The 15,220-nt window shown below is 46.2% G+C and carries 13 protein-coding genes; all 13 read left to right on the top strand.

The window, feature by feature from the left end; genetic code table 11:
- The first annotated feature begins 5 nt into the window (after window positions 1-5).
- The 13 genes from GPL15_RS06305 (at window position 6) to yyaC (ending at window position 15,196) form a co-directional block, all read left to right on the top strand.
- Window positions 6-1,394, top strand: coding sequence for a sigma 54-interacting transcriptional regulator (locus GPL15_RS06305; protein WP_215697120.1), 1,389 nt, complete (start codon window positions 6-8; stop codon window positions 1,392-1,394).
- A 197-nt stretch (window positions 1,395-1,591) separates the two neighbouring features.
- Window positions 1,592-2,524, top strand: a complete 933-nt coding sequence (locus GPL15_RS06300) for a sugar ABC transporter permease (RefSeq protein ID WP_215697118.1) — start codon at window positions 1,592-1,594, stop codon at window positions 2,522-2,524.
- Window positions 2,524-3,366, top strand: coding sequence for a carbohydrate ABC transporter permease (locus GPL15_RS06295; protein ID WP_215697116.1), 843 nt, complete (start codon window positions 2,524-2,526; stop codon window positions 3,364-3,366). Before GPL15_RS06300 ends, GPL15_RS06295 begins: the two co-directional genes overlap by 1 nt.
- 39 nt (window positions 3,367-3,405) lie before the next feature.
- Window positions 3,406-4,800 (top strand): extracellular solute-binding protein, encoded by a 1,395-nt coding sequence (locus tag GPL15_RS06290; RefSeq protein ID WP_215697114.1) that lies wholly within the window; start codon window positions 3,406-3,408, stop codon window positions 4,798-4,800.
- Between the two features lie 14 nt (window positions 4,801-4,814).
- Window positions 4,815-6,836, top strand: coding sequence for a family 16 glycoside hydrolase (locus GPL15_RS06285; protein ID WP_215697112.1), 2,022 nt, complete (start codon window positions 4,815-4,817; stop codon window positions 6,834-6,836).
- A 24-nt stretch (window positions 6,837-6,860) separates the two neighbouring features.
- Window positions 6,861-7,958 carry a glycoside hydrolase family 88 protein gene (locus GPL15_RS06280; RefSeq protein WP_215697110.1) on the top strand — a complete coding sequence of 366 codons (1,098 nt, stop codon included), beginning with the start codon at window positions 6,861-6,863 and terminating at the stop codon, window positions 7,956-7,958.
- Between the two features lie 27 nt (window positions 7,959-7,985).
- Window positions 7,986-8,954, top strand: a complete 969-nt coding sequence (locus GPL15_RS06275) for a uroporphyrinogen decarboxylase family protein (protein ID WP_252198129.1) — start codon at window positions 7,986-7,988, stop codon at window positions 8,952-8,954.
- Entirely contained in the window at window positions 8,945-10,276 is a 1,332-nt protein-coding gene (locus GPL15_RS06270; protein ID WP_215697106.1) for a Sapep family Mn(2+)-dependent dipeptidase, read from the top strand. The genes GPL15_RS06275 and GPL15_RS06270 overlap by 10 nt, the downstream gene beginning before the upstream one ends.
- An 867-nt stretch (window positions 10,277-11,143) precedes the next feature.
- Window positions 11,144-12,127, top strand: coding sequence for a Gfo/Idh/MocA family oxidoreductase (locus GPL15_RS06265; RefSeq protein ID WP_215697104.1), 984 nt, complete (start codon window positions 11,144-11,146; stop codon window positions 12,125-12,127).
- Between the two features lie 66 nt (window positions 12,128-12,193).
- Window positions 12,194-13,282, top strand: a complete 1,089-nt coding sequence (locus tag GPL15_RS06260; protein ID WP_215697102.1) for a hypothetical protein — start codon at window positions 12,194-12,196, stop codon at window positions 13,280-13,282.
- A 53-nt stretch (window positions 13,283-13,335) separates the two neighbouring features.
- Window positions 13,336-13,785 carry a GNAT family N-acetyltransferase gene (locus GPL15_RS06255; RefSeq protein ID WP_215697100.1) on the top strand — a complete coding sequence of 150 codons (450 nt, stop codon included), beginning with the start codon at window positions 13,336-13,338 and terminating at the stop codon, window positions 13,783-13,785.
- Window positions 13,786-13,927: 142 nt separating this feature from the next.
- Window positions 13,928-14,455 (top strand): GNAT family N-acetyltransferase, encoded by a 528-nt coding sequence (locus GPL15_RS06250; RefSeq protein ID WP_215697099.1) that lies wholly within the window; start codon window positions 13,928-13,930, stop codon window positions 14,453-14,455.
- 141 nt (window positions 14,456-14,596) lie between these two features.
- The gene (gene yyaC, locus GPL15_RS06245; protein WP_215697097.1) at window positions 14,597-15,196 is read left to right on the top strand and encodes a spore protease YyaC; all 600 of its coding nucleotides are present in this window, start codon (window positions 14,597-14,599) and stop codon (window positions 15,194-15,196) included.
- Window positions 15,197-15,220 lie beyond the last annotated feature (24 nt).

Raw genomic sequence — 15,220 nt, 5'->3', positions numbered from 1 at the left:
CCGCCATGCTGTTCCGCACCACCGGCGAAGCGCTTCAGGTGGCTTTAAACAACGCGGAAAAGATGTATTACACTTCCCGGGTGGAACAGCAGAGCTATGCCCAGTTCGTGTCCGTTTTGGACAGTGCATTTAATGGGATTATCAAGACCGATGCGGAAGGCAGCGTGCTTTTGATGAACCGGATGATGGAACAGCTTTTAAAGGCTTCTTCAGAAGAGCTTTTAGGCAGGCATATTGCGGATGTGCTGGAGGGGCTGGACCGGGATACCTTCGGCCAGGTGTTAAATGGTTCCATGGACAGCTATTCCACATTTATCAATACCAATTACCAGGCTCTGGTGGTGGTGGTGGAACCGATTGCTGTGGACGGCATGATCACCGGTACGATTGTGTCCTGCAATATGATGAAACGGCTGAACTGGGACCGGGAAGAGAACATGAGGGAGCAGTTTCTCCGTGGATTTGTGGCAAAAGGCAGCCTGGACGAGCTGGCGGCCCGGATGCCCAGCCTGAAAAATGTGGTGGATTTAGCCAAACTCTATGCCCAGTCCGCCAGTCCCATTCTGGTAGAAGGCAAGACTGCCCAGGAGCTGGAGGATTTATGCCAGGGAATCCACAACTACAGTCTCAGAAAAAACGGCCCGTTTCTGGTGGTCAATGTGGCCGGAATCCGGGAGGAGGACCAGATGAAGGTCCTTTTTGGCGAGGGGGAGGATAAAGGGCTTTTGATGCAGGCCAATTACGGCACAATTGTAATCCGGGCCATTGATAAACTGACCCTGAACGCCCAGTACCATCTCTTACAGGCCATACGGAAAAAGCGCCGTGTTTCCTCCATCGTGGACAATGACAATGTGCAGGAATTGGATGTTAGGATTATCGGGTGTACATCAAAAAAGCTGATTGAGCTGAAACGTAACGGTAAGATGAGAAAGGATCTCTACTATCTGCTCCAGACATTCCGCCTCACGGTTCCCGAGTTTTCAGAACGAAAAGAAGATGTGAGAATTCTGGTGGATGAATATGTGAAAAAGTATATGGATCTGTATTCCAGATTCCATATTCTCACCGATGAAGCCAGGGACGTGATCGTCAATTATTACTGGGAGGGAAATGACCTGCAGCTTGAAGCGTTTTGTGAACGTCTGATCCTCACCACCAGGCGGAGGAAGATAACTGCCGATTACGTAAATTATCTTCTGGATGATCTATACAATATCAGGGATAAGGATGAGTTTGAAGAGCAGCCCATCGGAGAACTACTGACCGGAGAGCTGGAAAATCTGAAAGCCGCGTTGGAAAAATACGGCGGAAACAGGATTTTAACCGCAAGAGCTTTAAATATCAGCACATCCACTCTTTGGAGGCGGATGAAAAAGTATAATTTGGACTGATAAAAATTTCATTTAGAAATGTCACTGACATGTTTGAAATGAATCTGAAACGAATAAATTTCAATAAAGAATCTATGCATGTTTTGTATAAAATGCATAGGTTCTTCTTGTTTGTTGTGTCAATTGCACTAAAAGATCATTTTAAATATAATAAAAACAGTTAAAAACAACTAAATAAAATGGAGGGAGGTTACAAGATGAAGAATAATAACGCATTTAAAGGCCAAAGGGTGAAAAGCAAGCTTTATTATAAACGGGCCGCGATTCCATACCTGTTATTGCTTCCGGTAGTGTTATTCGTAGCTCTGTTCATGCTATGGCCCATGCTTAACGTATTTATTATGAGTCTTCAGAACTATGTAGTAATCAAACCAAAGGACAGGGCCTTTATCGGCTTCCAGAACTATATTGAAATATTCACCAATGACAAGCTGTTTTTTAAAGGGCTTAAAAACTCCGCCGTATGGGTGTTTGTCAGCGTATTTTTCCAGACCATACTGGGTTTCTGGCTGGCATACCTGCTGAATAAGAAGTTCAAGGGCAGAGGCCTTTACCGGGCGCTGGTATTGTCTCCCTGGGCGGTAGCGGGAGTTATGGTAGGTATCATCTGGAGCTTGATTCTGGGTGAGACTTACGGGGTTTTAAACGATGTGCTTCAGAAACTGGGCGTCATCCAGAGGAACATTTCCTGGTTCTCCAGCGGAAACAGGGCTATGACAGCCGCCATTATGGCAAATATCTGGAGAGGTATCCCGTTCTTCACCATCAGCTACATATCGGCTCTTTCCAGCATTTCGGAAGATATCTACGAATCGGCTAAGATCGACGGAGCTGGCACAGGAGTGATCTTATTCAAAATCACCATTCCTATGATTAAAGATACCATCGTGCTCACAACCCTGCTGCGCGCCATCTGGACCTTTAACGCGGTGGATTTGATCTACAGCCTGACTTACGGCGGACCCAACAACGCGACTATGACAATGCCGCTCTACATCATGCAGATGTTTAAGGGCGAACTGAATTACGGATATGCTTCCGCATTGGCAGCCATTGCCACCCTGATTATGATGGTGGTAGCCTTTATCTACATTACAGGAAGCGGTATGGGAAAGGAGGAGATGTATTAATGGATATCAAGCAGAAAAGAAGAATCGGCAGAGTGTTCTGGCTCCATATTCCGCTGGCATTTTTCATTATCATCACTCTGGCGCCCTTTTACTGGATTCTGGTCACTTCGTTGAAGACCAGCACGGAGGTATTCGCAAGGCCCATCACCTATTGGCCTAAGGTGCTCACTTTTGAGAATTATACGTACCTGTTCCAAAAGCTTGGATTCAGCAAATACTTCATGAACAGCTTAATCGTATCGGTGTCCACCACATTCATCGTGAGCATGCTGGCGCTGATCGGCGGTTACGCCATGTCCCGTTACCGTTTCAGAGGCAAAGGATTTGTGTATGTGCTGCTTCTGTTCACACAGATGTTTCCGGCTGTAGTGCTCATGATCCCTCTGTTTGAGACGATGAATAAGCTGCGGTTAATCAATACCCTTCCATCCCTGATCATCACCTGTTCGGTAACAAACCTGCCGTTCTGCCTGTTTATGATGATGGGTTATTACAACTCAATTCCCAGGTCATTGGAAGAAGCCGCCCAGGTGGACGGAAGTTCCCTGATAGGAGCGGTATTTAAGATTCTGCTTCCTACCATGAGGCCCAGCATTGTGGCTACCGGAGCGTATGCGTTTATCAACTCCTGGAATGTGTTCATCTATGCAACGGCATTTATTACGAAAAAAGATAATTATACCATACCTCTGGCGTTAAATGTGTTCCAGGGCGAATTCAATACCAACTATTCCGGCCTGGCGGCAGGCTGTGTGGTAGCGCTGATCCCTGTACTGGTGATCTTCGCATTCATTCAGAAGAACCTGGCAGGCGGAGCTACAAGCGGAGCGGTTAAAGGTTAAAACATTAAATATTATAATATTTTTTAAGGAGGAAATTCTATGAAAAAGTTATTAGCACTGGCATTGGCATCAGGTATGTTGGTAAGCGGTATTACAGGATGCGGCGGCAAGCAGGAAGCTGCGCCCGCCACGACGGCAGCAGGGGCAGCGGGCTCGGAGGCTGCGAAGGAAACGCCAAAAGAGACTGCAAAAACAGCTTCCAAGGATAGGGAAGTCATTGAGTTCTGGTTCCATGCAGCGGATGAAAAGAACAATGAAATTTACGAAGCTGTATTCGAAGAATTTAATAATTCCCAGGATAAATATGAAGCCAGGTATACGGGATTTGCCAATAAAGATTTCCCTGACAAATTCGCTATGGCAATTGCCACTAACACCATGCCTGACGTGGTGAGCTTAGGCTTTTCCAATGTTATGACTTATGTTGCTCAGGACGCATTGATCGATGTCAACGACTATTTTGAAGGATGGGAAGACAAATCCAAGATCGCGCCGTCCATGGTTGAGACCTTAAAAGAACTGGGCGGAGGCAAACTTTACGGAGTACCGTATAACTATAATCAGGAAATTTCATGGTACAATACAAAATTCTTTGAAGAAAACGGCATCGAAGTTCCTAAGACACAGAAAGAATTTCTGGCTCTCTGCGAGAAATACGCGAATCCTGATGAGGGAACATATTTCTACAGCCTCAGAGGCGTAAAACCCTATGATAACCTGTTGGGCTGGATCTTTACATATGCAGACGGCGGCGGCTACAATGGTTCCTATTTTGATGAAAACGGCAACTGTATCATCAATAAGCCTGAATTCGTGGAAGCTCTTGACTTATACGCTTCTATTTATAAAAACGGATGGGTTTCCGGCGACTGTGTAAACAACGGATTTAACGAAATGGTAGCTGAATTCGGTTCCCAGACAGCGATGTACATCATGCATAACTCCTCTTCCAGATCTTCTCACATGAGCAACTTGGGAGACGGCAATTTCGACGCTGCAAAAGCTCTGGCAAATGATGAAGGAAGATATTATACATCGGCAATCCAGCCACAGCTCTATGCTGTAACCAATACAAAAGGCGAGGACGCGGATTATACCGGCGCATTTGAACTCTGCAAATATTTATCCAGCGCATCGACTGTAGAAAAAATTTCCAAGAATTTGGGAAGAATCCCTGTAAACTCAGACAACTATGAGAACCAGTGGTTTAAAGAAGACAAGTTCATGCCTCTGTATCAGGAAATCATGACAGATGAAAACTTCATCCAGATTCAGAACCCATACTGGCTGACCTCTTACTTTAACTTTATCAATAACGATATGACCGCTGATTTCCAGGCAGTTCTGCTTGGCGATATGACATCCCAGGAAGCTCTTGACAGATGGGCCGACTTCCTGACAAAAGAGCAGGCTGCTTACAAGCAAAACCAATAATAGGAGGTTCTTAAATGAACGAGCAGGTTCTGCTGTTTCAAGATGATTTTTTATCCTTTAAAATAGGTCCCTTCCCCTATGATCCGGATCATTCCGCCATGGGAGAATACCACTACTATCCTGTAAAAGGGTATACCGGCCAATGGTATGATCCAATCGTATGTACCAATTACCGCGGTCCAAGCTGGCTGATCACCGAGATGAACGGTGTCAAATACATGGAGCAGATGCGGGTCAGAAATCCTCTGACCCGCGGGGTATGCCCCATGCTGGCAGGCGGAGATGAGGACTGGGAAGATTATGAGGCCGGGGTCAGAATAAGAGCGCTGGATACAAAAGAAGAAGCGGGGCTTCTGTTCCGATATCAGACCTCCCTGATGCATTATGCTTTTTACCTGTGCGGGCAGAAGGCCCAGATATGGAAGATCGAGAAGAAGACCAGAACTCTGCTGGCGGAAACAAACTATCCATATAACTGCGATACATACTACGACTTAAAAGTGTGCTGCAAAGGCAGCAGGTTTGTCTGCTCCATCAATGGAGACGAAGTTCTGGACGTGGAAGACAGCCGCTATTCATATGGAAAAATCGGCCTGTCCAGCTATATGCCGGCGCAGTTCACCAACGTATGGGTAAAAACCGATAAAGACAGCTATGAAAAGCTGATAGATAAAAGAAAAGCACAGGAAGAGCGGGTGGCCGCAAAACGGCTGAAATATGCAAAACCTAAACTTCACAAAGTCATCGACCTTCAGAATTACGGCGCCGCCAGACAGGTGCGTTTCGGACACCTGACAGGCGGGGACACCTGGTATTTTGTGATGGCCCAGCACCAGAAACGGGTGTTTAAGGACCGTTATTCGGTGATCAGCTGTCTGACTGCGGTCAACATGGAAAACGGAAACATTTTATGGCAGATCGGCGAGCCGTCGGAATTGAAGGACAATCAGAACGTAACCGCAGACCTCCCGTTCCAGGTCTGCGATATCGACAACGACGGAGCGGATGAAGTGATCATTTCCAGAGATTTCAAGCTGATGATCTTAAATGGCCGCACCGGAGAGGTGATCCGTTCTGTGGATACACCATACAATGAAGACCCAGCGGATCAGATTCTGGGAATCGAGTTCCAGAAACACGCCTTTGACCGGGTAAATGTGGACGCCATCCGCATCATCAACGTATCGGGAAATGACCGTCCGTCGGACATCATGATAAAAGACCGCTACGCCAGAATCTGGGTTTACGACAGCCAGTTAAACTTAAAATGGAAATTCAACCACAACAACACAGGCCATTTCCCATACGCCTATGATTTCAACGGAGACGGAAAAGACGAGATTTTCAGCTGCTACAACATGATAAGCAGCGACGGAAAACTGGTCTGGCAGCTCCCCATCGACAGGGATCACACGGATGAAATCATCGTAGGCCGGTTCGACCCGGACGAAGACGAGCAGATCGCCATCGTGTCAGGCTGGGAAGGCTTCATGATCGTGGATAAGCAGGGAAATATCAAAGTCCGGGATATCAACGGCCACGGCCAGCGGATCAGCACGGCAAACTACTGCCCGGACCGGAAAGGCCTTGAAATCTGCACCACAACCTACTGGGAGTACCAGGGAATCGTCTATCTCTATGACTGTAAGGGCAATGAAATCTGGCATAAAGAGAACGGCAGCAACGGCAACATCATCGCGCCGGTAAACTGGAAGGGGGACGGAACGGAACTGATTCTGCTGAACGGAAATGTGAAGTACGGCGGAATGATGGACGGAGACGGCGACGTGGTCGTTACCTTCCCGGACGACGGACATCCTGACCTGTGCGCGGAAGTGATCAATCTCACCGGAGACAGCCGGGACGAGATCGTCTTGTGGGATGCCGGAAAGATGTATATCTACACCCAGGACCGGCCCTGTGAGATACAGGACATGGAATATGTTCCGGATAAATACCCGCATTACAACGCATCGAACTACAGAGGAGAATTCTCCTTTGCAAAATGGATAAAAAAAGAGAAGGATCAGAACTGATAAATTCAGGCAGGAAGGGGACATATGGTTTTTGACGTATATTTTTCAGATTATTTAAAGCAGTTCAACGCAATGGAATTGAACCGCTGGAATTACCACTACGGCTGCGTTCTGACGGGCGCGAAATACCTGTATGAGGTGACGGGGAATGAAGAGTACCTGGAATCCATTTTAAACTTCGGAAGAAAGTATGTGGATGAAAATGGTGTGATCATAGGATTTAAGGCGGAGGAGCAGAATGTGGACCTGATGGCCAGCGGCCGGCTTTTGTATTTCCTTTATGACCAGACCGGAGAAGAGAAATACATAAAGGGAATCCACAGCATTATGGATGTTTTGAGAAACCAGCCCAGAACCAGCACGGGCAATTTCTGGCACAAAAAGATCTATCCCTATCAGGTCTGGCTGGACGGTTTATATATGGTGCAGCCGTTTTATATGGAATATGAAAAGCGGTTCAACCACAAAGAAAATTATTCTGACACTTTAAATCAGTTTAAAAATGTGAGAAAATATCTCTATGATGACGAAAAACACCTGTATTACCATGCTTACGACGAAAAGAGGGAAATGATCTGGGCCAACAAGGAAACCGGATGTTCTCCCTGCTTCTGGCTCAGGTCCATGGGCTGGTATCTGATGGCTCTGTGCGACTGCTATGAGATATCAGAAGACTTCGAAGCAAAAGTGGCCTTAGGCACCCTGTTAAAAGAGGCTGTAGACGGGATTCTCCCTTATCAGGATAAGGAATCGGGGTTGTTCTACCAGTTGATTGACCGGGCGGATTTAGAAGACAACTATCTTGAAACTTCAGGTTCTGCCATGGTGGCTTATGCGGTGTTAAAAGGATGCCGTCTGGGCGTTCTGGATAAAGAAAAATATTTAAAGACAGGTGAATTCATCTTAGCGTCTCTGGAAGCGCAGAAATCTGCGGTCGGGAACGGAGAAATCCATCTGACCGGAACATGTGCCAGCGCAGGACTGGGGCCAAAGGACGAAAGGGACGGAAGCCCTGAATACTATTTGAGCGAGGCCGTTAAGGATGACAACGCCCATGGCGTCGCGACCTGCATGATGGCGTACAGCGAATGGCTGAAAATCAGGGATAATTGGAAGGCATAGTAAAAATAAGCCGGCATGGAGGACAAAATGACAAAACGGGAACGCATCTATAATTTAATAGAAGGAAAAGAAATCGACCGCTGCCCGGCAGGATTCTGGATTCATTTTCCTGAAGAATGCCAGCATGGGGCGGAAGCGGTAAAAGCCCATATTGATTTTATGAATCACACGGACACGGATATCTTAAAGGTCATGAATGAAAATATTCTTTATGACGGTGAGAGTAAGATCATGTGTCTGAACGACATAAAGAAATTCCGGGGCTTTTCCAGAAAAGATGGAATTTTCCAGGACCAGATGGAGATTATCAAGAGAATCGCAGACAGTTCAAAGGCGGAATACCCCATTCTTGCCACGATTCACGGCCTGCTGGCCTCTGCATTTCATGAAACCGGATTTTCCGGCAATTTCACCAGCATGGGCTACTGCCTGACGCTTTTCTGCCGGGAACGGCCCAATGAGATGAAGCAGGTATTTGAAACCATAGCGGAGACGCTGATGGAATTTGTGGACTGTTCGCTGGAAGCCGGGGCGGAAGGCATTTTTTATGCGGCCCTCGGCGGGGAAAAGAGGTATTTTACGGATGAAGAATATGAAGAATTTGTCATTCCCTATGAGCTGAAAGTCTATAACCACATAAAAGAGAAGACAAAATTCGACGTGCTTCACATCTGTAAGAGCGGAATCGGCTTTGACCGCTATGTAAAGCTGAAACCGACCATAGTAAACTGGGGCGTATATACCAATGGCTTCAGCCTGACAGAAGGCAGTGAGCTGTTTAAAGACAGCATCATCCTGGGCGGATTCCCGGACCGTTCCGGCGTGCTGGTAGACGGTACGGAAGCTGAAATCACGGAACACGCCCGCAGATGTTTAGAGGAAATGAAGGGCAGAAGGTTTATCGTAGGTTCCGACTGCACCCTTCCTACCGAAATTTCCTATGACAGAATCAAACATGTAGTGGAAGCTGTGGAGAGATTAGAATCATGCAGATAAAAGAATGGATTGAAGAGAATAAAGCCGGCCTCATCCGGGATGTCTGCGCTCTGACGGAAATACAGAGCGTCAGCAGCCCGGGAGAGGGTGGCTGGCCCTTTGGAACCGGGTGCAGACAGGTTCTTGAGAAAGCTCTGTCACTGGCGGAAGAAATGGGACTGGAAACAGAAAATCATGAGAATTACTGCGGAAGCGCGGTGCTGAGAGGGGAGACCGGCGAAGAGCTGGGATTCTTCTCCCATCTGGATGTGGTGCCGGAAGGAAACGGCTGGACCGTTACCCAGCCCTACATCCCTCTTATAAAAGACGGATGGATCTATGGCCGCGGCAGCGCGGACAACAAAGGCCCTGCTGTAGCAGCCCTTTACACAATGAAATATATTAAGGAAAACAACATCCCGCTGCGCCATACGCTGCGTCAGTTTTTCGGCTGTGATGAAGAGCGGGGAATGGAAGATATTAAGTATTATCTGGAACACCATAATCCGCCTTCCTTTTCCCTTGTTCCCGATGCGGCCTTCCCGGTCTGCTGCGGAGAAAAAGGGCGGTATCAGATCGTCTGTGAGGCCCGGATTTCGGATGACATCATTTCCATAAAAGGAGGGGAAGGAATTAATTCCGTGCCTTCCAAAGCGGAGATTTCGTTAAAGAAAGCCGGTGGGGAAGCGGTGACAGCCAGCGGCCGGTCCGCACATGCGGCAAAACCGGAAACCGGAGAAAATGCCATAGTAAAACTGGCCGGACATTTAATTCAAAACGGTCTCCTTGGCGAAGCTGACAGAAAAACGTTTTGCTTTCTCTCGGAAGCTCTGGCGGATTATTACGGAACAGGGCTTAAAATAGACTGTAAAGACGAAGTTTCCGGCCCTCTCACAGTGGTGGCGTCTATGCTGGAAAGCACAGAATGCGCCGGTACGATCCGCCTGTTTCTCGATCTCCGCTATCCGGTGACTGCGGATACGGACAGAATCGAATCAGGAATAAAAAGAGCTGCCGGGAGTTATGGGTGGAAGGTCATAAAAATGGAACATAATCCGTCTTTCTATATGGATAAGGAAAGCAGTACGGTTAAAATGCTGACTGATCTATGCAGCCGGGTGTACGGCCGTCCTTTCGAACCCTTCTGTATGGGCGGCGGAACCTATGCCAGAAAACTGCCCAATGCCGTTGGATATGGCCCGGGACTTTCTTTCCAGAAGAAGCCCTGCGAAGACGGGCATGGAAGAGGGCACCAGCCGGATGAGTGCGTGTGTATTGAGAATTTGGTGAAGGCAGTGGAGATTTATATCAATGCGGTGATGGAGTTGGATAAGATAATATAGGATTTAGCATGAAGTGTTACGCAAAATGTAATAGTTCAGACAGGTCTGAACTATTACGCATCCAGCCCATTAAAGTCGCCTGCGGCGAGGGGCTGGATGCCTGCAACCGCTATGTTTTCGTACAGTCCGCGCAGTAAATGCGCAGACCTATCTGAACTGTTACCGCAAAATTTCTTCGCGTTTCATAAAATTACTTTCGATAATTGACAAGTAATAGTTGTAATGCTATAGTATAAATATAGGAACAACCGCCACACATGGTGGAGCTTTCCAGGTTGTAGATTACTTTAACCTCTCGATGCGAGAGGCTCCCATCCTGTCGGCTAACAGGGTGGGATTTTTATTTTCTCTTATTGTACCTATCTATGTAGGTCAGCAATGCGAGAAGGAATGCAGCAAATAGCATAAGATCGCTAAATGTAAACATTACCATAAGCATCACCTCCCGTCTTTTGTAGAAACAAAAAAACTGGAAGGCTTCCACCCTGTATCACGATTGTTCCATAACATCTAATATAACATAATAGCCGTAAAAATGCGATAAAAATTTCATGAAATAATTTGTTTCCAGTAACAATTCGGATGGTGCACTGTTCGAACTGTTACTATTTCTATAACTGCTGTTCAATGCTTCTGTGTCTCTGGCTATATTCAACTGTTCTCATTTTTATATTTAAATATAATTCCTTCTGTGAAAACCCCAAGTACATGTAAGTTTGTTGAAAATAAACTATAAAAAGGTTATAATCTTAATCAGGTTATATTTTATTTCATAGGAAAGTTCACCCTATTAAATAAAAAAGCCCTCCGGGCAGATAAAACCGTAAAAACTAAACTATAAATCAGAATATCGGAGGTAGATTATTAATGAAATGGGGTATTTTAGCTACTGGAAAAATCACGAATAAATTTGCTCAGACAGTCATTGATATGAAAGGCGAGGACGTTTTAAGCGCCGTAGGTTCCCGCCGCCCGGAAGCCGCTGCCGAATTTGCGGCGAAGTACGGAATTGAACATGCATACGGTTCTTATGAAGAACTCTGCAGTTCCCCATACGTGGATGCCGTTTACATTGCCACACCAAACAGCATGCACTATGAAAATGCGAAAATGTGCCTGGAGGCAGGAAAGCATGTGCTGTGTGAGAAACCATTTACTACCAATGCGGCCCAGGCGGAGGAACTTTACCGTCTCGCAGAGGAAAAAGGGCTTTTCATCATGGAAGCGTTCTGGACCCGTTTTCTCCCTCTTTTGCTGGAGATGAGACGTTTGATTGCAGACGGGGTCATTGGGGACGTAAAACATGCCCGCTGCGACTACGGATTTGTCACCGACGATTCCAGAAAAGGGAGAAAATTCGATTCCGGACTGGGCGGAGGCGCTTTGCTGGATATCGGAATTTATAATTTAGGATTTATCCATATGGTGATGGGCGAAGCCCCGGTTCATTTCTCATCCGAAGTCAATATCAATGAATACGGAACCGATGATTTCAGCTCCATTCTGCTGGAATATCCGGGCGGCCGGACCGCTTGTGTGACTACGGCAATCGGCCTGAATATGCCCAGGGAAGCCGTTGTATTCGGAACAAAAGGTTCCATTTCCATTCCTGATCATCAACACGCCCAGGTTATGACTGTGCGTCCGGATAATGGAGACCCTTATGAGGTTAACATGCCATTTGATGTAAACGGTTTTGAATATCAGATCAGGGAAGTCAACCGCTGCGTAAAGGCGGGAATGAGCACCAGCGATATATTAGAGAAAAATGATTCCTTAACCGTGCTGGCCCTGATGGATGACATTAGAAAATCATGGGATATGAAGTTTTCCTATGAGGAAAATGCATAGTTTTTCATTTGAGTTCCGGTTTAGACAGAGTGTTTTTAATACTTGAAATTAAGGAGGGTGGAAGGCATGGTGCAGCCCATTACAGACTATGCTGAATTCCTGAGAGATGCAAAAGCGGACGTGCTCCGAATGGCACAGCTCACCGGGCAGGAAGAACAGTTGAGGCAGGAAGAATACCGGCTCGAACGATCAGTGGAAGCGGAGAAAAAGTCGGTTTCAGAGTCCATAAATTATACCATTAAAAAAAGGACAGAGGCTTTAAACGCGAGTTATGATCAGGAAATAGGAAAAGGGCAGGAACGGTTAAAAAAGGCCCGGGCAAAACGGGAAAAAGCCAAAAATCAAGGCATAAAAGAGCGGATTGCGGAAGAAACCTCCGAACTCAGGGAAGAAAACCGGGAACTGAACCTCAGGCTCAAAACACTGTTTCAGAAAAACCATGTCCCCGGAATCTGTCGTGGAAACTGGTATTACGCCCTCTTCCTTCCCCGGTGGTTCGGCGAATATTTAAGGCTCCTTTGTACGGTGCTGGTCTGTTTCCTGGCGGTTCCATACGGAACCTATCTTCTGATCGGGCAGAAGAAACCGCTGGTGCTGGCTGCGATTTATTTTGTGACGGTTCTAGTATTTGGAGGTCTGTACGTATTTGTCAGCAACAAGACAAAAATCCCTCATCTGGAAGCTTTAAGAGACGGGCAGATGATCCGGGATCAGATTCACGGAAATAATAAAAAAATAAAAGTGATCACCCATACCATTCAAAAAGACCGCAATGACGCCGTGTATGATCTGCAGATCTACGATGACGAGATCGCGCAGCTGGAACAGGAACTGTCGGTTACCGCCAGCAAGAAGAAAGACGCCCTCAATACATTTGAAACTGTAACAAAGAACATTATCGCAGACGAAATCACAAACAACAGCAAAGAAAAGATCGAATCCATGGAAGCGGATTTAGACGTCCTGAAACGGCGTTTAAAAGAAGTGGAGACAGCCAGAAATGAAAAATGCCTTTATGTTACGGAACATTATGAACCTTATCTTGGAAAAGAATTTTTAATCCCCTCCAAGCTTGACCAGCTTCTGGAGAAAATTGTGAGCGGATCGGCTTCCAACCTCAGCGAGGCCATGGATATGTGCCGGGAAGTGAAATAAAAGATATTGCTGAATCTATATGCATGCGGCAGTAATTGGAAGGAAAAACACCCATGGAAATTTTAAAAGTCAGAGAAAATTGCGAATTGGCCTATAGAGCAGCGGAATGGTTTCATTCCAAATGGGGGATTCCGGTTGAGGCATATGAAGAAAGCATAAATGAATGCCTGGAGAAGAAAAAAAGTGTTCCTCAATGGTATGCTGCATTTGAGAATGGTGAAATGATAGGCGGCGTTGGCGTTATAGAAAACGACTTCCATAACCGTAAGGATTTGACGCCCAATGTCTGTGCGTTATATGTTGAAAAAGAATACCGTTGTAAAGGCATTGCGGGGAAATTGCTGCAATGTGTCTGCGATGATATGAACAGTAATGGGATAGACACGCTCTATCTCATTACGGATCACACCTCATTTTACGAACGTTATGGATGGAAGTTTCTATGTATGGTGCAGGGAGACGGGGAGCCTGATATGACAAGAATGTATATTCATAAGATGTAATAAATGCCATATGCCGTCTGTCGGCGGATTAAAATGACAATGGGCTGGTGGATCAAAAGAAACAATATTGAGAATCCGGGCAGGAAAAGATGGATTTTTCCATCCTTTTCTGCCTTTTCATTTGAAAAGGAGAATAAAACGGATGGTGATAACAATAGAAAAGGGAACCGAACATGATATTAAAGAGCTGGGATGCCTTTACGATACCGTATGCGATTATCTGGAACACAATGTCAATTATCCGGGCTGGAAAAAGGGCATTTATCCGGCGGAAGAAGATGCGGTTCAGGGCGTGCAGGAAGGGAATTTATATGTTGCCAGACATGACGGCCGGATTATAGGAACCGTAATCCTCCGCCATACGCCTGAAGACGCTTATGCCAAAGCGGATTGGGGGATTGACCTGGATTATGACCATATTTTTGTCATATATACCTTTGCCATACATCCCGATTACCAGAACAAGGGCGTAGGGCGGCAGATGATGGAGTTCATCATAGACCACAGCAAAAAAATGAATGCCAAGGCGGTCCGGTTAGATGTATACGAAAAGAATGCGCCGGCCATTGGTCTTTATAAAAGGTTTGGCTTCCAATATATTGATAAGGTGGATCTGGGATATGGGGATTTTGGATTGGAGGAATTTGAACTTTACCAAAAGATATTGTGATATGATAACGCCTGTCTTCCAGCAAATTTATTATTTGCATAATTATCCCACAGCCTGCCTATAATAGAATTAACAAAATGATTGTAACAGTTCAGAAGATGAGCCGTCTGAACCGTTGCAAATGATGAGGCGGAGTATTTTATGAAACTGTGGGAATGGATTGGAATGAGAACCGGACAGGAAGTGTACTATTATCATGCCGGAGAGGGGTTTGAAACCGATAAACTGGCCACCCGGCTCTATCAGATGATAGCCGAAGAACTGAAGAACCAGAATAAATCAGGCGTTTTAATTTTATGCATTGGAACAGACCGTTCCACCGGGGACAGTTTAGGCCCGCTGATTGGCTATAAATTAAAAGAGAAAAAGGTGAAAAACCTGGAGGTGTTCGGAACCCTGGAACGCCCTGTCCATGCGATGAATCTGGAAGAATATCTTGCTGTGCTCAAATGCAGTTTTCCCAACCATCTGGTGGTTGCGGTGGATGCCTCTGTGGGTAATAACGAGCATGTGGGATATATCACCCTGGGGAAAGGGTCCCTGCGCCCCGGCCTGGGTGTCAGCAAAGAATTGGTGCCTGTGGGGGATATTTTTATCACCGGGATCGTGGGCGGCTGTGCGGGGGCGGATCCCATCATGCTTCAGAGCATACGCCTGGCTGTGGTTATGAGGCTTGCGGACTGTATCAGCGACAGCATTTTTATTGTCGAAAAATTATGTGAGTCGGCGGCACTGGTTTGACAAGATTTGCAAAACATCCATGCT

The sequence above is a fragment of the Clostridium sp. MCC353 genome (assembly GCF_018785315.1).
Taxonomy (GTDB): Bacteria; Bacillota; Clostridia; order Lachnospirales; family Lachnospiraceae; genus CHH4-2.
Note: the sequence above shows the minus strand (reverse complement) of the source record. Positions and strands in the feature narration are given on the sequence as shown.